The organism is Rubellimicrobium rubrum (genome assembly GCF_006152115.1).
GTDB lineage: Bacteria > Pseudomonadota > Alphaproteobacteria > Rhodobacterales > Rhodobacteraceae > Rubellimicrobium > Rubellimicrobium rubrum.
The window spans coordinates 54382-71676 of sequence record NZ_VDFU01000006.1; the positions used below are offsets into that span (position 1 = coordinate 54382).

The 17295-nt window shown below is 64.9% G+C and carries 19 protein-coding genes; 4 read left to right on the plus strand and 15 right to left on the minus strand.

The genetic code is table 11. The features are described from left to right. Positions 1-84 precede the first annotated feature (84 nt). The 4 genes from FHG66_RS07100 to FHG66_RS07115 are packed head-to-tail and all read left to right on the plus strand — an operon-like array spanning position 85 to position 2579. Positions 85-300 (plus strand): twin-arginine translocase TatA/TatE family subunit, encoded by a 216-nt coding sequence (locus FHG66_RS07100; protein ID WP_139076058.1) that lies wholly within the window; start codon positions 85-87, stop codon positions 298-300. Between the two features lie 37 nt (positions 301-337). Then, positions 338-838, plus strand: a complete 501-nt coding sequence (gene tatB / locus FHG66_RS07105; protein ID WP_139076059.1) for a Sec-independent protein translocase protein TatB — start codon at positions 338-340, stop codon at positions 836-838. Further along, entirely contained in the window at positions 835-1728 is an 894-nt protein-coding gene (gene tatC, locus FHG66_RS07110) for a twin-arginine translocase subunit TatC (RefSeq protein WP_139076060.1), read from the plus strand. Before tatB ends, tatC begins: the two co-directional genes overlap by 4 nt. Continuing rightward, positions 1728-2579: an ATP-binding protein gene (locus FHG66_RS07115; RefSeq protein ID WP_139076061.1), complete on the plus strand. Its 852-nt coding sequence runs from the start codon at positions 1728-1730 to the stop codon at positions 2577-2579. The genes tatC and FHG66_RS07115 overlap by 1 nt, the downstream gene beginning before the upstream one ends. A 43-nt stretch (positions 2580-2622) precedes the next feature. Here the strand turns inward: FHG66_RS07115 and FHG66_RS07120 are convergent, their stop codons facing one another. The 15 genes from FHG66_RS07120 to pyrC form a co-directional block, all read right to left on the minus strand. After that, positions 2623-3786, minus strand: coding sequence for a peptidoglycan DD-metalloendopeptidase family protein (locus FHG66_RS07120; RefSeq protein ID WP_246082499.1), 1164 nt, complete (start codon positions 3784-3786; stop codon positions 2623-2625). 67 nt (positions 3787-3853) lie between these two features. Then, complete coding sequence (locus FHG66_RS07125) at positions 3854-4498, minus strand: protein-L-isoaspartate(D-aspartate) O-methyltransferase (RefSeq protein ID WP_139076063.1); 645 nt, start codon at positions 4496-4498, stop codon at positions 3854-3856. Continuing rightward, complete coding sequence (surE, locus tag FHG66_RS07130) at positions 4495-5286, minus strand: 5'/3'-nucleotidase SurE (RefSeq protein ID WP_139076064.1); 792 nt, start codon at positions 5284-5286, stop codon at positions 4495-4497. Before surE ends, FHG66_RS07125 begins: the two co-directional genes overlap by 4 nt. A gap of 62 nt (positions 5287-5348) precedes the next feature. Further along, positions 5349-5987: an SDR family NAD(P)-dependent oxidoreductase gene (locus tag FHG66_RS07135; RefSeq protein WP_139076065.1), complete on the minus strand. Its 639-nt coding sequence runs from the start codon at positions 5985-5987 to the stop codon at positions 5349-5351. A gap of 90 nt (positions 5988-6077) precedes the next feature. After that, a complete protein-coding gene (locus FHG66_RS07140) occupies positions 6078-6428 on the minus strand; it encodes a pilus assembly protein PilP (RefSeq protein ID WP_139076066.1) in 351 nt (116 codons plus the stop codon). A gap of 203 nt (positions 6429-6631) precedes the next feature. Further along, positions 6632-8104 (minus strand): amidophosphoribosyltransferase, encoded by a 1473-nt coding sequence (gene purF, locus FHG66_RS07145; RefSeq protein ID WP_139076067.1) that lies wholly within the window; start codon positions 8102-8104, stop codon positions 6632-6634. Between the two features lie 127 nt (positions 8105-8231). Beyond that, the gene (locus tag FHG66_RS07150; protein ID WP_139076068.1) at positions 8232-8804 is read right to left on the minus strand and encodes a CvpA family protein; all 573 of its coding nucleotides are present in this window, start codon (positions 8802-8804) and stop codon (positions 8232-8234) included. 17 nt (positions 8805-8821) lie between these two features. Further along, entirely contained in the window at positions 8822-10177 is a 1356-nt protein-coding gene (radA, locus tag FHG66_RS07155) for a DNA repair protein RadA (protein WP_139076069.1), read from the minus strand. A 66-nt stretch (positions 10178-10243) separates the two neighbouring features. After that, a complete protein-coding gene (locus tag FHG66_RS07160) occupies positions 10244-11041 on the minus strand; it encodes a DNA repair protein (protein ID WP_176556156.1) in 798 nt (265 codons plus the stop codon). 157 nt (positions 11042-11198) lie between these two features. Next, positions 11199-11939, minus strand: coding sequence for an ABC transporter ATP-binding protein (locus FHG66_RS07165; RefSeq protein ID WP_139076070.1), 741 nt, complete (start codon positions 11937-11939; stop codon positions 11199-11201). Then, complete coding sequence (locus FHG66_RS07170) at positions 11936-12718, minus strand: MlaE family ABC transporter permease (RefSeq protein ID WP_139076071.1); 783 nt, start codon at positions 12716-12718, stop codon at positions 11936-11938. The genes FHG66_RS07165 and FHG66_RS07170 overlap by 4 nt, the downstream gene beginning before the upstream one ends. Then, positions 12715-13749, minus strand: a complete 1035-nt coding sequence (gene alr / locus FHG66_RS07175) for an alanine racemase (RefSeq protein ID WP_139076072.1) — start codon at positions 13747-13749, stop codon at positions 12715-12717. The genes FHG66_RS07170 and alr overlap by 4 nt, the downstream gene beginning before the upstream one ends. An 87-nt stretch (positions 13750-13836) precedes the next feature. Continuing rightward, on the minus strand, positions 13837-15339 hold the full coding sequence (locus tag FHG66_RS07180) for a replicative DNA helicase (RefSeq protein WP_139076073.1): 1503 nt from the start codon (positions 15337-15339) through the stop codon (positions 13837-13839). 122 nt (positions 15340-15461) lie between these two features. Beyond that, complete coding sequence (locus tag FHG66_RS07185; RefSeq protein ID WP_139076074.1) at positions 15462-16130, minus strand: orotate phosphoribosyltransferase; 669 nt, start codon at positions 16128-16130, stop codon at positions 15462-15464. Then, the gene (gene pyrC, locus FHG66_RS07190; protein ID WP_139076075.1) at positions 16127-17185 is read right to left on the minus strand and encodes a dihydroorotase; all 1059 of its coding nucleotides are present in this window, start codon (positions 17183-17185) and stop codon (positions 16127-16129) included. Before pyrC ends, FHG66_RS07185 begins: the two co-directional genes overlap by 4 nt. Positions 17186-17295 lie beyond the last annotated feature (110 nt).

The window sequence follows — 17295 nt, forward strand, 5'->3', positions numbered from 1 at the left end:
CCGTTTCTACTGGTGGGCGACTATCGGGGCCCAGCCTGGCCCGCTATGAGGGAGACCTGCATAAGCTGTCCATTGGAGGGACTCATGCTCAACAATATCGGCCCGATGGGCTTTATCATCATTGCCATAGTCGTCCTCGTCCTGTTCGGCCGGGGCAAGATCTCGGGTGTCATGGGCGAGGTCGGCAAGGGCATTACCGCGTTCCGCCGCGGCATGGACGACAGCCGTCGTGAGATCGAGGAGACGAACACCACCGTCGCCCGCGACGTGACGCCGACCGAGGAACGCGACCGGGTCTGATCCCGGCCCTTGCGGTTCCCAGCAGAAGGATCTGGCCATGTTTGACCTCGGCTGGAGCGAGATGATGCTTGTTGGCGTCGTCGCGCTGATCGTGGTGGGGCCAAAGGAGCTCCCCACTCTGTTTCGATCCGTGGGTCAGGCCGTCGGCAAGGCCCGTGGGATGGCGCGCGAGTTCACCCGTGCCATGGAAGCGGCGGCCGACGAGGCGGGGGTCAAGGAGATCAACCGCACGATCAACGCGGCAACGCGTCCCGTGCAGTTCGGCACCGATACGCTTCGGCAGGCAACGATGGGTCCGCGCACCACGGCCGGTAAACCCACTGGCGTCGCGACGCCACTGAACCCCGGTGCGCCTATCAAGCCGGGCGGGGCCACCGATACCTTGGCTGCCCAGCGCACCGAGGAGCGGGCCAGCCTCCAGCAGGATGCAGCGCAGTGGGTTGCCGCTCGCGATGCGAGCCAAGGCGAGGTCAGGGCCGCTGAGCAGCATGCGGCCGCCTCGCCGTCTGACCACATGCCCCCGGACCGGACCTCATGACCACGAAACCTGTATACAAGACCGACACCCTGGAAGAGGTCGATGCCTCCGCGGCTCCGTTGATCGAGCATCTGGCCGAGCTGCGGACCCGCATCATCTGGTCTCTTCTGGCCTTCGTGGTTGCGATGCTGGTCTGCTTTCCCTTGTGGCGGCCGATCTACGACTTCCTGTCGGTTCCTCTCTGCACCGCCCTGAACGCGGAAGGGCAGGCGTGCCAGCTCGTCTTCCTCAGCGTGCAGGAAGGGTTCTTCCTGGCCCTGTCCATCTCCATGGTTGGTGGGCTGGTGCTGGCCTTTCCGGTGATCAGCTACCAGCTTTGGCGGTTCGTGGCGCCGGGCCTTTACAAGAACGAGAAGCGGGCGTTCCTGCCGTTCCTGCTGGCCTCGCCCATCATGTTCATCCTGGGCGGTGCGTTCGCTTATTACGTCATCACCCCGATGGCGTTCAGCTTCTTTCTGAGCTTCCAGACCGGCGGCATCCTTGAGGGTCAAGCCCCGACCCTGGAAGGGGCGGCGTCCATGGTATTCCAGGGCTCGGCCAAGGCCTACCTGTCGCTGACGATGGCGTTCGTCGTCTCATTCGGCCTCTGCTTCCAGCTTCCGGTCCTGCTGACCCTGATGGGCCGCGTCGGCATCGTGAGCTCTGCCGGGCTGGCCTCTGTACGGAAATACGCGCTGGTCGGCATTCTGATCCTGGCGGCTATCGCCACGCCGGGCCCGGATGTCACATCGCAGGTGATCCTGTTCGCGGTCGTGTACCCGCTCTACGAGATCTCGATCTGGCTCGTGCGTCGCCACGAGAGGAAGGTTGAGGCTCAGATGCGGGCCGATGGTCTGCTGGGCGCCAACGAGTCGCTCTACGGCGACGAGGACACGGAGACCAAGGCGTGATGCTGGAGGGTCTTCCGGCTGATCCGCTCCGTCGCATCGCCGAGGCGCTGGAGCGCCTCGCTCCTCCGGTGGGACTGGCGCCCGATTTCCGGGGCACGGCTTTTGCCTGGCATCCGGACCCCGACCGGCTCACCCCCGTGGAGCAGGTGAGCCGGGTGGACCTAAGCCTGCTGGTCGGTGTGGACCGCTCCAGGGAGACGCTGGTCGCGAACACCCGCGCTTTTGCCAAAGGGTTCCCGGCCAACAACGCGCTTCTTTGGGGTGCGCGCGGGATGGGAAAGTCGAGCCTGGTGAAGGCCGTCCATGCTGCCGTCCATCAAGAGGAACCCTCGCTCAAGATCGTCGAGGTCAGCCGTGAGGATCTGCCTTCGATCGGCCGGTGTCTCGCGCTTCTCAGGGGCGCACCAGGGCGGTTCATCCTGTTCTGCGATGACCTGTCGTTCAGCCATGACGATGCCCACTACAAGTCGCTCAAAGCTGTGCTTGACGGCGGCATCGAGGGGCGACCGGACAACGTCGTGCTGTATGCCACGTCGAACCGGCGGCACCTCATGCCGCGCGATATGATCGAGAACGAACGGTCAAGCGCGATCAGCCCGTCCGAAGCGGTGGAAGAAAAGGTCTCCTTGTCCGACCGCTTCGGGCTTTGGCTGGGCTTCCATCCCTGCTCGCAGGACGAGTACCTGGCCATGATCCGCGGCTACTGCGATGCCTTCCGGATCGACATCGACGATCAGACGCTGTGGGCCGAAGCAATCGAATGGCAGGCCACGCGCGGCTCCCGCTCAGGGCGGGTCGCGTGGCAGTATGTCATCGACCTGGCTGGACGGCGCGGAGCGAAGCTCGCCTGAACGGTGGAGGTCGGGGCCGCGCAGCACGCGGCCCCAAGTTGGATCAAGGCAGGAACGCTGTGGGGTCCTGGCTTGCCATGCCTCGCCGCACTTCGAAGTGCAGGAACGACGGGTCACCGGCCTTGACCTGACCTAGGGCCTGCCCGCGCGAAACGCGATCATCCTTGGCTACCTTGAGGTTCTCGAGGTGCGTGTAAACGGTGAGCAGGTCGTTTGCATGCTTCACCACGACGATCTGGATGCCGTCGGTATTCGTCGTGATGGCCGCGACGGTGCCTGCATCGGCAGCGCGTACCTCGGTCCCTGCGGGGGCCCCTATGTCAATTCCTTCATTCCGCCCCGGCGCGTAGGCCCGGATGATGGATCCCGACACTGGCATGGCGAGCTGTGCGTCGCTGGTCTGCGTCTGCTCCGCTCCAAGATCCTGGGGCGCTGCCTCGATCTCGGGCTGTGCTTGGGACGTCGGAACGGGTTGCTCATCGGGAAGGGGTGCGGCGGCGCTGGGCGGAATCGGCGTCCGGCTCCCCTGGCCGGGTGTGGTGAGCGGAGCCGCCGCCGACGTGCTTGTGCCGGGAGATGGAACCAAGAGGAACTGCCCTTCCCGCACGGTCAGGTCCGCACCAAGGCCGTTCCACTCTGCGATGGTCCGGACCGGCACGTTGTATAGCCGCGCCACTGAATAAGCCGTCTCGCCCCGAACAACCTGATGCCGGATGGGCTCCGCTCCGCTCGGGATGGCGGAAGCGGCAGGGGACGCCGCCGCGGGTGCGCTCGGCGCCAGGGCCGTGGTGGTCACGGGACCTGCGCGGTTTATGGCAGCAGACGCGGCGCCGATAAGGTCGGTTGCCGGGGCTGCGGCCAGTGCCGTGGCCGGTTCTGCGACACGGTTGGGGAGCGCAACCACCTCGTCGGCGCGAAGCGCCGCGTCGGGCGCGAGGCCATTGTACGAGGCCAGGGTCCGTGCATCGATCCCGAGCCGTCCCGCCAACGTGCCAACGGTGTCGCCCTGTCGCGCTACCGCAACCTGATACGTCGGATACGAGATGACCCCTCGATCGTCGGGCGTCGGCCGCTCCACGGCCGAGAGCGCCGCGTCCGTGGTCGAAAAGCCGTCCCCCAGCTCTCGGAGGTCCATGTCCAGCGGCTGCTGGCATGCGGAAAGCGCGCCCAAGGCCAAGGCGGCGCAAGCCGCGCGTCGGACGCTCATCAGTTGGTTCAACATCGTTCCTGCCCTCATTCGCCCGCTCTGGACCTGTTGCCGGTCCGTTGGCGCCTCATTCCTGCCCAATGCCCCCAAGCAGGGGAACGAAGCGGACGGGGCGCAATTCGTCGTAATCGAAACCCTTTTCACTGGTACGGGTCACGCGGATCAGGCTTTGAACTGTGTCCGATTGCCCGACCGGCAAAACCATGATGCCACCGATACGCAACTGGGCCAAGAGGGGGCCGGGCGGGTCCTCCGCGGCTGCGGTGACCAGGATACGGTCGAAGGGCGCCTGCTCGGGCAGGCCGTGGCTCCCGTCGGCGACGAGCGTGGTGATGTTGTGCAATCCCATGCCCTCGAAGACGTCGCGTGCCTGCAGGACGAGGCTGCGGAAACGGTCCACCGTGTAGACGCGCCGCGCGAGCTGGCTCAGGATCGCGGCCTGGTAGCCAGACCCGGTGCCGACCTCGAGCACCTTGTCGCGTGGCGTGACATCCAGCGCCTGCGTCATCAGCCCTACTACCGAGGGCTGACTGATCGTTTGGCCGCACGGGATAGGTAGGGGCACGTCCTCGTGCGCTCGCTCGGCGAAGATGCCACGAAGGAATTGCGAGCGGTCGATCTTCTCCATCGCCGTCAGCACGCGCGGGTCAGTCACGCCGGCGCTTCGGATCGCATAGACGAACTGCATCCGCTGCTCGGCGTCGCTGTTCATTCGCCCGCCAGGGCCCGCGTCACGGCGTCGATCGCGTCATGCGCGGTCAAGTCCGCCCGGCACGGCTGCACCGAGATCAGCCCGTCCAGATTTGCCTCGACATCGGTTCCTGGGCCAGTCCGCTCGTCCTGCGCACCGCCTCGGACCCAAAGGAAGCGGCGACCCGAAGGCGAGACGTGCGGCTCTACGCCGTGTCGTGCTTTGCGTCGGAAGCCTTGGCGCGTAACGGCGAGACCCCCACAATCGCGACCGGACATAGGAGGGAAGTTGACGTTGTAGAACAAGCGGTATGGTCCGTCGTCCCAAATGGCCTTCTCCAACAGCGTCCTCACGACCCGAGTGCCATGACGGGCAGCGCAGTCGAAGGGATCGTCCAGCATTGCCGTTCGCGGCCCCATGAACTGGGACAGGGCGATCGCAGGCAGGCCCTGAAGCGCAGCCTCCATCGCGCCGCCGAGGGTGCCGGAATACATGGCATTCTCACCGGCGTTGTTGCCGCGGTTCACCCCGGACAGGACCAGATCCGGTCGGGCATGCACCATGACGTCGTAAAGACCGGCCAGCACGCAGTCTGCGGGCGATCCCTCGGCAGCAAACCGACGCTCGTCCAGTTGCACGATCATGGTCGGGTGGGTGTAACTAATGCAATGGCCTACGCCCGACTGCTCAAAGGCCGGGGCAACGGTCCAGACCTCGCCTGCCTCGCCGGCAATCTCCGTGGCGATGGCACGAAGGATCTCGAGGCCGGGTGCGTTGATCCCGTCGTCGTTCGTGATGAGGATGCGCATGAAGCCCCCGGCTTGTACCCGACCTTCCTAGGGCAGGCGCCAGGGGCGGGCAAGCAGGGCTCTCAGCCCAGGATGGCGGGCAGCAGCCGCGCGGCCTCCTGTTGGGGGCTGGTCAGCGCGGCCCGGTTCTCACCGGGGAAGAAGCGGCTCCGGGTGGCAGTCGGCATCGGCCAAGGTTCCAAGATCGACACGCGCGGCCCGATCCGTTCTCCCTCGGCCTGCCAAGAGCGCGCCAATGCGATCTGCCCCGCCTTTGTCGAGCCATAATGGCCGAAGAACTTTTCTCCGGCGCTGGCGTCGTCAAAGAAGACCGCATGGCCCGATGGGCTCAGCAGCGGATTTAGAACCGCGATCAGATCGGCGGTGGCCCGCAGGTTCACCGCAATCGACCTGTCGAAGTCTTTTGTCGCAAGGTGGCCCGCCGGGGCAAGCGGTCCCGCATGGATGGCTGCATGAATCCAAAGATCCAGCTTCCCCCATCGATCAAAGATCGACCGCGCGAGCTGGCGCATCGCCTCGGGCACCGTGATATCCATAGGGGCAAGAGTGGCCTGACCGCCACTGGCCTGGATGCGGTCGTCGAGTTCTTCCAAACCGCCCACGGTCCGAGCCACCGCCACCACGTGGTGCGTTGGTGCCAGCGCCATCGCGACAGCATATCCCAGCCCGCGCGAGGCTCCGGTCACGAGGGCAGTGGGCATCTGGCGGTCTCCGAACAGCAAGGCCAGCCCCGACCGGGGCACGGTGGGCGCCTTCTGCCCCGTTCAGGGTCGGCCCGCAAGCGACCCGGATCAGCTTGGCAGGGTCAGCACCACTTCCTCGCCGTTTCGCTGCATCCGGAGCCCCTGGAGGTCGATGGCCGTGACCCGGCCGCCGTCCACAGCCTCTCCCGGCTGGACCTTGACCACGGTCCCGTCGGCGAGCCGCAGCAGGGCAGCAGTGCCCTTGGGTCCGTCGAACAGACCGATGAGCGCAGTCCTGTCGAGCGGCAGGACATTCAGATGCGTCGCGTCGCTGGCGACCGCCTCCGACACTTGGCCCAGTCGATCCGGCCTCTCCTCAGGCCGGAGACGCCCGTCGGTCGAACCTGTCGGACGCAAGCGCGGCCGTAAAGGATCATCGATGTCCCAAGTATCTGCCATGTTCGATCCTGCCTCTGAATCACGCGGTCGAGGCGCCGCGGTTGCAGCACAGGGCAGTGGCATGATCGACCAGTTCATAGAAGTGCAGCCGACTGGCCAGCGGCGGCTAGGCGAACGTCTGCCATTCCATGGCGCAGCTGTCGGCGGATAACAGCTTGCATCCCTAAGGCCGCACGGCGGCCTATAGAACACAAGGACACGCTCTATTCGGCGGCCGTCTTCATCTCAAAGCCTTGGTCCATCATATCGGCCGGGGCAACGGGGTACTCCCCCGAGAAGCAGGCGTCGCAATATCGAGGACTGGCGGGGTTCCGTCCATTTACCTCACCGACAGCCCGGTACAGACCGTCGAGGGTGATAAACCGAAGGGAGTCGACGCCGAGATGGAGACGCATCTCCTCCTCGGACATGTTGGCGGCCAGCAGCTTCTCGCGGTTGGGCGTGTCCACGCCATAGAAGCAGGGCCATGCGGTCGGTGGCGAGGCGATCCGAAAGTGGACCTCGCGCGCGCCCGCATCAAGAATCATTTCCTTGATCTTGCGGCTGGTCGTCCCGCGCACGACGGAGTCATCCACCAGGATGACCCGCTTCCCCCGGATCAGCGCGCGGTTCACATTCAGCTTGAGCCGAACGCCCATGTTGCGGATCTGCTCGGTGGGCTCGATGAAAGTTCGACCCATGTACTGGTTGCGAATGATCCCCATGCCGAAAGGAATGCCGCTTTCATGGGCGAAGCCAATCGCAGCCGGAGTCCCGGAGTCGGGCACCGGGCAGACAAGGTCAGCCTCGACCGGCGCTTCCCGCGCCAACTCCCGCCCTATGGCCTCGCGGGTCTCATAAACCGAACGGCCGCCAATCAGGGAGTCGGGGCGGCTGAAATAGACATGCTCGAAGATGCAGAAGCGGGACTTCCGTGGACGGAAGGGGAAATGGCTCTCAATCCCAGCCTCTGCGGTGACAACCACCATCTCCCCCGGCTCGACCTCGCGAAGGAACTCGGCTCCTACGATGTCGAGGGCGCAGGTCTCGCTTGCCAGGATCCAGCCCGACCCCAGGCGCCCGAGAACCAGGGGCCTGATCCCCAGCGGATCCCGGCATCCAACGAGCTTGCTCCGCGTCATGGCCACGACCGAGAACGCGCCTTCGACCTTGCGGAGCGCGTCCTCCATGCGGTCCACGAGCGTGCGCCCCATGGATCGGGCCATCAGGTGGATGATGCATTCCGTATCGGACGAGGACTGGAAGATCGATCCGCGCTCGATGAGTTCGCGCTTGAGCGCCACTGCGTTCGTCAGATTGCCGTTGTGCGCGATTGCCGCCCCGCCAATTGCAAACTCACCGAAGAATGGCTGGACGTTCCGGATGACCGCCGGACCTTTGTCACCCGACGTCGAATAGCGCACATGCCCGATGCCGATGGCACCCGGAAGCGTGTCCATGACCTCTCGGGAGGTGAAGTTGTCGCGGACGTAACCCATTCGGCGGGCCTGATGGAACCCGCCCTCCGGGTCGTAGGTGACGATGCCGCCGGCTTCCTGCCCGCGATGCTGGAGAGCATGAAGCCCCAAGGCCACGAAACTCGCAGCGTCGGCCACGCCGACCACGCCGAAGACGCCACACTCCTCCCGAAGTTTGTCGTCGTCGAAGGGATGGGCGTAGTGGACCTGTTCGGCCATGAGTCCGGCTCCGTGGCGGCAAACGATGGGGCTTGGCGCTCTGATAGCGATGTCGGCGAGGGGTGTCACGCACCCGTAACGAAACGGCGGCATGGATGCACGTGGACGTGACGGCTCCGCCTGATTCTCAGGCCGCATCCCCGCCGGATGCACCGCAGGTGCCGACCAGTTGTTCATATTGGCGGGTGACCCAGCCCAACGCGGCCTCGGGGTCCTGTTCGGCAATTCGGCCGGTCAGACGAGAGAAGACCGCGCTCGCCCGACTGTCCTCCACCATGGGAATGGCTTGCGCCGAAAGAACCGTCTCGTAGACGAAGAAGGCGACCGCGATCAGCAGGACTCCACGGAAGACGCCGAACAGGAACCCCAGCCCTTGGTCCAGTCCTCCCAGGGCCGAACGTTGGATGACGCCCGAGAAAAGCGGAGTGAAGATCGAGAACAGGATCAGGGCGACCGCGAACACCGCGGCGAAGGCCGCGATGATGGACAACTCGCAGGAGTCTCCGATGAAGTCGCCCAGCATCGGGATCTGCCGGACGAGCGGTTGGGCCTGATCGGCAAAGATGAAGGCCAGGATGGTTGCCCCGATCCAGCCTGCTATGGCCAGGGCCTCGCGGACGAAGCCACGGCTATAGGCCAGCAGAGCCGAGACGACGATCACGATCGCCACGACGCCGTCGATGATGGTGAAGCCTTCCATACGTCCCCTGTCCCGAGTCAGGTCCGGCCAAGCTGGTCGGCCACGGCAGTTGCCAGATCGGGTTTCTCACGCAAGGTCAAACCCGATCCAGCCGCGCGCTTGGCCAGCGTCGGCAGGATTGCTGTCGAGAAACCAAGTTTCTGCGACTCCTTCAACCGGTTTTCGGTCTGAGAGACAGGACGAAGCGCTCCGGAAAGGCTGATCTCCCCGAAAACGACCGTCTGCGAGTCCAAAGCCTGTTGGGACTGCGCCGAGACCAGTGCCATCGCCACCGCCAGATCGGCTGCGGGTTCGGTGATGCGGAGGCCACCGGCCACGTTGAGGTAGACATCCAGCCCCGCGAAGCTGAGGCCCGCCCTCGCGTCGAGGACCGCGAGAATCATGGCAAGGCGCCCGCCATCCCATCCCACCACGCTGCGACGGGTCTGGCCGGGCGCAGCCGGGGAAACGAGCGCCTGAATCTCGCACAGGATCGGCCGAGTTCCCTCGATGCCTGCGAAGACGACGGACCCCGGGGCCGGCGTGCCCCGTTCGCTGAGGAACAGAGCCGAGGGATTCTTGACCTCGACGAGGCCCTTGCCGGTCATCTCGAACACGCCGATCTCGTCCGCTGGGCCGAAGCGATTTTTCACCGCGCGCAGGATCCGGAACTGATGGCCACGGTCGCCCTCGAAGTAGAGGACGGTATCTACCATATGTTCCACCACCCTCGGCCCGGCGATCGCGCCTTCCTTTGTCACGTGGCCCACAAGAACGACGGCGATTCCCCGTCGCTTGGCAAACGAGGTGAGCTCGTGTGCAGCCGCACGCACCTGCGACACCGAGCCCGGCGCCGACTCGACCGTGTCGAGCCACATGGTCTGGATGGAGTCGATGATGGCGAGCTGTGGCTGCTCCGCTTCCAGGGTTGCCAGAATGTCGCGGAGGTTGGTGTGGGCCGCGAGCTTCATCGGACTTTCCGTGAGGCCAAGGCGCTGGGCGCGCATCTGAACCTGACCCGCCGACTCCTCACCGGTGACATAGATCACCTTGAGGCCGTTTCGGGCGAATCGTGCCGCCGCCTGAAGCAGCAGGGTCGACTTGCCGATGCCCGGATCCCCACCGACCAGAATGGCCGAGGCAGCCACAAGTCCCCCACCCAGCACGCGGTCGAGCTCGGCGACGCCGGCCTCGGTACGAGGGGGCGGGGCCTCGGCGGTCGCGAGATCCGTCAAGGCGAGTGTGCTTCCGCGCTTCAGCGGCTTGCCCGGACCTGTCGCGAGAGGAACCTCCTCGACGATGGTGTTCCAAGCCCCGCAGGACTCGCACCGGCCCGACCACTTGGACTGCGTCGCTCCGCAGACCGTGCAGGAAAAAACTTGCTCACGTCCCATGATGATCCCGATGTGGGCCATTGGACCGGGTAACGCAAGCTTCGGTCCTTCACACCAGCGGGGGCATTACTCGGCAGCGGGGCGCTGGCTCAAGGATACGAGATTGTCCGGGCGGGTGACGCCCGGGCCTTGCACCAGACCGGCCGGCTCGGCCTGGCCGAAGCTGTACCCCAGAACCGGAAGCGCAGCCTGCAGTTGTTCGTCCAGTTGCTGCAGTTGGCTCGCCACCACGGCTTCCTCCAACTCGACTTGGGAACTCCAGCGCATGATCTCGCGACAGGCCTTGAGGGCTTCGGCGATCCTTTGCTGCTGCTCCTCGACCTCGGCTTGGCGCTGGGTCAGAAAATCCTTGGCCCGGCTCACCCTCTCATCGTTATAAATTTCGGCCAGCCGGTGAGACTGCTTGGACATTTGCGCAGCGACGGTGAGGATATCGGCTTCCAGAAGCTTCAGGTCGGGATGTTCGCGTAGGTAGTCGATCCGCTCGCGCACGGCGTCGAACTCGGCCGACATGCTGAACACGCCCTTGCGATCGGCAACATGGGCCGCGTGGTAAGCGTTCGCCACGTCCTGCATCGACATGCGGAAGTTCCGATGGCTCTTTTCAAGGTCTAGGACGCGGTTGCTGGACGGAAAGAACCCGACCAGCAGGACGAGCAGCACCGTCAGCCCAAGCTGGGCCATCATGCCGGCCTGGGGCGCGGACGCCTCGCCGAAGCTGGCCTGAAGCGTGAGCCAAGGCAGAACGCCCAAGGCCGATAGCAGTGTCGTCACCACCATGGTCAGGGCTGCCAGCCCAAGCACATACAAGGAAACAACGTGAAAAACTCGTACCAGCTGCTGCATGGTGGCGCGGGACAGCATCGACGCCCTCCTTCATCCAAACTTGCCGCCCAGGCCCGTCCAGGCGGTTTCTTGCCGATCTAATGGTCGAATCCAGGGTAAGTTCCCTGTCGTCTGGACTATAACACGGCTGTGGATAAAATCTTACGCCCAGTTCGCCGGCGTGACCTGCAGACGTTCACCGCAACGCCGTTATTGGTCCCTGGGAACGACCATGAATGAACTGGTCGACATAGGCATCGCCGCTCTGGTCAAGGTCAGCGACCGCCCCGACCCAACGCAGCAGGCCGCCGTGCAGCAGCGTGATCCTGTCGGCCACTGTACGGACAGTGGTCATATCGTGGGTGATCGTGATCGCCGTAGCGCCAAGGTCGGTCACAGCTTCGCGGATCAGGTCGTTGATCACGCCGGCCATGATGGGGTCGAGACCGGCCGTTGGTTCGTCGAAGAAGATGACCTCGGGCTGCGCCGCGATGGCCCTGGCCAACGCTGCCCGCTTCTGCATGCCCCCGGACAGTTCGGCCGGATACAGGTCGGCCGTCCTGGCAGGCAGGCCGACCCGAGCGAGCGTCTCGATGGCGTGCGCCTTTGCAATCGCGCGAGGCATCCGACCCTTGAGCTGCCTGAACGCCACATTCTGCCAGACAGGGAGCGAGTCGAAGAGTGCGCCACCCTGGAACAGCATGCCGAAGCGCGACAGCAAGGCCTGGCGCGGGATGCGTGTGACGTCCTGGCTGTCGATGCGGATGGTGCCTGAGTCAGGATCGATCAAACCCAGGATGCACTTGAGGAGGACCGATTTTCCAGTCCCCGAGCCTCCGATGACGACCAAGCTTTCGCCCCGCTTCACATCGAGGTCGATGCCATTCAGGACCGTGTTTGCGCCGAACGACTTTGTGAGGCCACGCAATTCGATCATGCGGAAAAGAATGCTTCCGTAAGGATGAGATTGGCCGCAAGGATCGCCACGGCCGCTGCAACGACGGCGCCCTTGGTCGCGCGGCCCACGCCCATCGCCCCCCGCCCTGAGTTCAAGCCGAACCAGCAACCCATCAGCGTCGCCAGAAAGCCGAAGACCGCGCCTTTCGTCAAAGAAGATACGATATCGAGCGGCTCCAAAAAGTTGATGGTGTTGCGAAGATAGGGGGCCGAAACGAAGCCGAGGCGCTCGGTCGCCACCAGCCAGCCACCCATGACGCCGATGATGTCGCCCACGGCCACCAGCGCAGGAACGCAGAGCAGCCCCGCGAGGACTCGAGGCAGGACCAGATACTTCATCGGATCGGTCGACAGGGTGACCAGCGCGTCGATCTGCTCGGTCACCTTCATCGTCGCGATCTCTGCGGCAATGGACGAGGTCACGCGGGCCGCGATCATGAGGCCGACCAGAACGGGCCCGAGCTCGCGGACCATGCCGATGGCGACGATCTGCGGTACCACCGCTTCCGCCCCGAACCTGTTTCCGCCCGCATAGATCTGCAGGGCAAGCGCCCCGCCCGTGAAGAGCGCCGTCAGCCCCACGACCGGCAGCGACAGCCAGCCGATCTGCAGAAACGCCAAGGCGATCTCACGCCCGTGGAATGGTGGACGAATGCCATGGCTGATGGCGTCCAGGGTGAAGGTCGAGAAACGGCCGATCCCAGCCAGCAGGCCCAGGGCCCAGTGCCCGAGGCGAGCAAGCGGTGACACCAAGATCATTCGCGATGACTGCGGGCATAACGGGTGCCAAGGGAGGTCAGCACCTCGTAGCCGATCGTCCCCGCAGCGTCGGCCAGCTGGTCGACCGTCTGGTTCGGGCCGATCACGCGAAGGGACTCGGGGTCGTCGGACAGGTCCGTGATGTCCACGATGATCAGGTCCATGGACACCCGGCCGACCGCAGGGCAGGGCACGTCGCCGTGCCACAGATTGACCCGGTGGCTGAGGCTTCTCAGGAGCCCGTCGGCGTAGCCTGCCGCTACTGTGGCGAGGCGCGACGGCCGGGGCGCCTGCCATGCATTGCCGTATCCGGCTACCTCACCCTCCTGAAGGTCCCGAACCTGAATGACGGGGATGTCAAGCGTGACGACGGGCTGCGCCTGATCGAAGGGGAGACCGCCATAAAGGCCGATGCCGGGTCGCACGAGGTCGAACCGGTAGTCGCTTCCAAGCAGGATGCCTCCGGTCGCAGCCAAGGATCGGGGGACGTTCAAGCCGTCCGTCATCTGATGGAAAAGATCGAGTTGATAGGCGTTCATGGGATGGTCGGTCTCGTCCGCGCAGGCGAGATGGCTCATCAGCAGAACGGGGTTCTGGGACAGCGCGATCTCGGCCACCGCAGCCCATTCCGACCACTCCATCCCCAGCCGGTTCATGCCCGTGTCCAGCTGAACGCCAAAGGGGTGATCGGGGAGCGATTCAAGATGGCGGGTAAGCTGGTCCACGGAATTCAGCATGGGCGTCAGCCGACATTCGGCCAGTGCGCGAGCATCGCCGGCCATGTGGCCGGAAAGAACCATGATTTCCGGTCCCGGTCCCAACGCGCGGCGCAGTGTGAATCCTTCTTCGGCATAGGCCACGAAGAACTTTCGCGCGCCAGCCTGTGCGAGCGCGCGAGCCACCGGTCCTATGCCCAGGCCGTAGGCATCCGCCTTCACCACAGGGGCTGCGTCAGACTGCGCAAGATTGGCCAGCGCCCGCCAGTTGGCGACGATGGCTTGAAGATCGATCGAAAGACGTCCTGTGCCCATGCGGGCCCTTCTGTCAGGAGGCGCGCGAGGCGGCAAGAGGGAGCGGCCCGCGGATCCCGAACTCACCCTGACGTGTCGGACACCGGGCTAGTGCTGATGCTCCTCGCCCTGCCATGGCTTCACAAGGTTGCCGAACCGCGTGAACCGGCCTTCGAAGCTGAGATCCACCGTCCCGATGGGGCCATGCCGCTGCTTTCCGATCACGACCTCGGCCCGGCCGTGAAGGCGCTCCATCTCGGCCTGCCACGTCGCCATCTTGTCCAACTCATGCTCGCCCGGTTTCTCGCGTTCCTTGTAGTACTCCTCGCGGAACACGAACATCACGACATCGGCGTCCTGTTCGATTGAGCCCGACTCGCGCAGGTCCGAGAGCTGAGGACGCTTGTCTTCCCGGTTTTCGACCTGACGGGACAACTGGGACAGCGCGATCACGGGGATATCGAGCTCCTTGGCGATGGCCTTCAGGCCTTGCGTGATCTCGGAAACCTCGTTCACGCGGCTGTCCTTGGCGGTCGCGGGACGCACAAGCTGAAGGTAGTCCACGAACAGCACATCCAGTCCGTGCGTGCGCTTGAGGCGGCGGGCGCGGGCGGCCAGCTGGTTGATCGGGATTGCGGCCGTGTCGTCGATGAAGAGCGGACAGGCCTCAAGGTCCTTGGCGGCCTCGACGAAGCGCCGGAACTCGGCCTCGGTCATGTCGCCACGGCGGATCTGCTCCGAGGGAACCTCCGAGGCTTCGGAAAGCACGCGGGCGGCCAGCTGCTCGGCCGACATCTCGAGCGAGTAGAAGCCCACGACGCCGCCGTTCACGGTGCCTTCGGTCCCGTCCGGACGACGGCCCCGCTTGTAGGCCTTGGCGATGTTGAAGGCGATGTTGGTGGCCAGCGACGTTTTTCCCATCGAAGGGCGACCGGCGAGGATCAGGAGGTCGGACGGATGCAGGCCGCCCAGCTTCCTGTCGAGGTCGATCAGACCGGTCGAGATCCCCGAAAGCTGTCCGTCACGCTGGTAGGCGGCGTTGGCGGACTGCACAGCGTCCGTGACGGCGCGCAGGAAGCTCTGGAAGCCCGACTCGGTCCGGCCCTGCTCGGCCATCTTGTAAAGGGCCGATTCGGCCTGGATGATTTGTTCATCCGGGGGGCTTTCCACCTCGACCTGCGCGGCCCGGTCGGCGATGTCCTTGCCAAGCTTGATGAGCTCGCGCCGGATGGCGAGGTCATAGATCAGCTGGGCATAGTCCTTCGCCGCGAAGGCCGAGATCGCCGCTCCGGCCAGACGGGCAAGGTAGGCGGGCCCCCCCAGCTCCTTTAGGCCCTCGTCGTTCTCGAGGAACGCCTTGAGCGTCACGGGCGAGGCCAGCGCGTTCTTGAGGATGCGGGACTTTGCGACCTCATAGATGCGGGCATGGACCGGATCGTAGAAGTGCTCGGGCCCGATGATGGCCGAGATCCGGTCGAAGATGTCGTTGTTTGTAAGGATCGCACCCAGGATCTGCTGCTCGGCCTCGATGGAGTGAGGCATCGCCTCCTGCACGGGGGCAGGGGAGGACTCGGCAGGCTGGCGCGGCCGGAACGGCGCGATCTCGGTCATGACACGGGCCCCATGTTCTCTTTCTGTTTTTCTAGAGCTTACGTGAGTGCGACCAGAGGGGGAACAGATTCTCCCGTGGATGGAGTCATGAAAACGGTGGATGGTCCTGTGGACAACAGGTTTCAGCTGGGCAGCCAGCCTGCGGGATCGTGCAGGTAAGCCTCTACCGCCGCTAGGGTTTCCTCATCGAAGGCCCCCCGGCGCCGCGCTTCGGCCAGAACATCCCACCATGTGCAGAGTGCGTGAAGAGCCACACCTTCGGCGCCCAAGCGCTCGTGCATCTCCGGGAAGATGCCATAGGCGAAGATGACGGCCGTGTGGTTGCATCGTGCGCCCGTGTCGCGGATGGCTTGCACGAAGGACAACTTGGAGCCGCCATCAGTGGCGAGGTCCTCGACCAGAAGAACCCGCTGGCCTTCGGTCATCACCCCTTCGATCCGGGCGTTGCGGCCGTAGCCCTTGGGCTTCTTGCGCACATAAGTCATCGGCAACGCCATTCGGTCGGCGACCAGGGCGGCGAACGGGATGCCCGCCGTCTCGCCGCCAGCGATGTTGTCGAAGGCTTCGAGCCCCGCCTCGCGCATGACGGTCACGCACAGGAAATCCATGAGAGCGGAGCGGATGCGCGGGAAGGAGATCAGTCGGCGGCAGTCGATGTAGGTCGGAGCCTTGCGCCCGGACGCGTGGGTAAAGGGCTCTCGCGCGTTGAAGTGGACGGCTTTGGCCTCGATTAGCATGGAGGCTGAAAGGCGGGCGATCTCGTCCTTGGCAGGAAAACTCGTGGGGATCATGACGCCTCCTCGACACGCCAGTGGAGAGGGAAACCCGGGTCGAAGACGGTGACGGGCCCTTCGTCGGTCACGATGGACGCTGGCGGGGACCAAACCTCTCCCTTGACAAGGGTCACACGCTCCTCGTTCGGGGCCAAGCCATAGAAGGCCGGTCCATTCAGGCTCGCGAAGGCTTCAAGCTGGCTCAACGCCCCGGCAGCCGCAAAGACCTCGGCCAGGATGGGAAGCGTCACCGGCGCAGAGAAAACTCCGGCGCACCCGCAGGGCTGCAACTTGGCGCTGTCCAGATGCGGAGCCGAATCCGTGCCCAGGAAGAAACGCTCGTCCCCCGACACGGCCGCCTGCACCAGGGCGATACGGTGGGATTCGCGCTTAGCTACAGGCAGGCAGTAGTAATGCGGACGGATGCCACCCGCGAGGATGGCGTTGCGGTTGATGACCAGATGATGCGTGGTGATTGTGGCGGCCAAGTTTCGGGGAGCGTCGCGCACGAAATCGACGCCGTCCTGCGTGGTCACATGCTCAAGGACGATGCGGAGGTCGGGAATGCGGCGGCGCAGGGGTCTGAGAACCCGGTCGATGAACACGGCCTCGCGGTCGAAGATGTCCACCTCGGGATCGGTCACCTCGCCATGGACGCAAAGCGGCATCCCGATCTCGGCCATCCGTTCGAGAACCGGCCGGACCTTTTCCAGATCGCGAACCCCCGCGTGCGAGTTTGTGGTTGCACCGGCGGGATAAAGCTTCACGGCCTGCGCCACGCCGCTCATGTAGGCGCGCGCCACATCGCTGGGCTCGGTGGCCTCGGTCAGATAGAGGGTCATCAGCGGCTCGAACCGCGACCCGGCGGGCAGGGCGGACCTGATGCGGTCCCGGTACTGAGCGGCCTCTTCGGACGTCACCACCGGCGGCACGAGGTTTGGCATAACGATCGCGCGCCCGAAATCCCGGGCTGAATGAGGAGCCACGGCACGAAGCATGGCCCCGTCCCTGAGGTGCAGGTGCCAGTCGTCGGGACGTCGAAGGGTGATGCGGGTCGAGGATCGATTGGGCATGGGGGCTGCTAGCACGGTCAGGTCGCTCTAGGCCAGTCTGTCGTCCGACCCGCCAGAACGGCGCAGCCCCGCCCAAGCTGCTACGCGCGGTGCAGAAACCGCACGTGGAT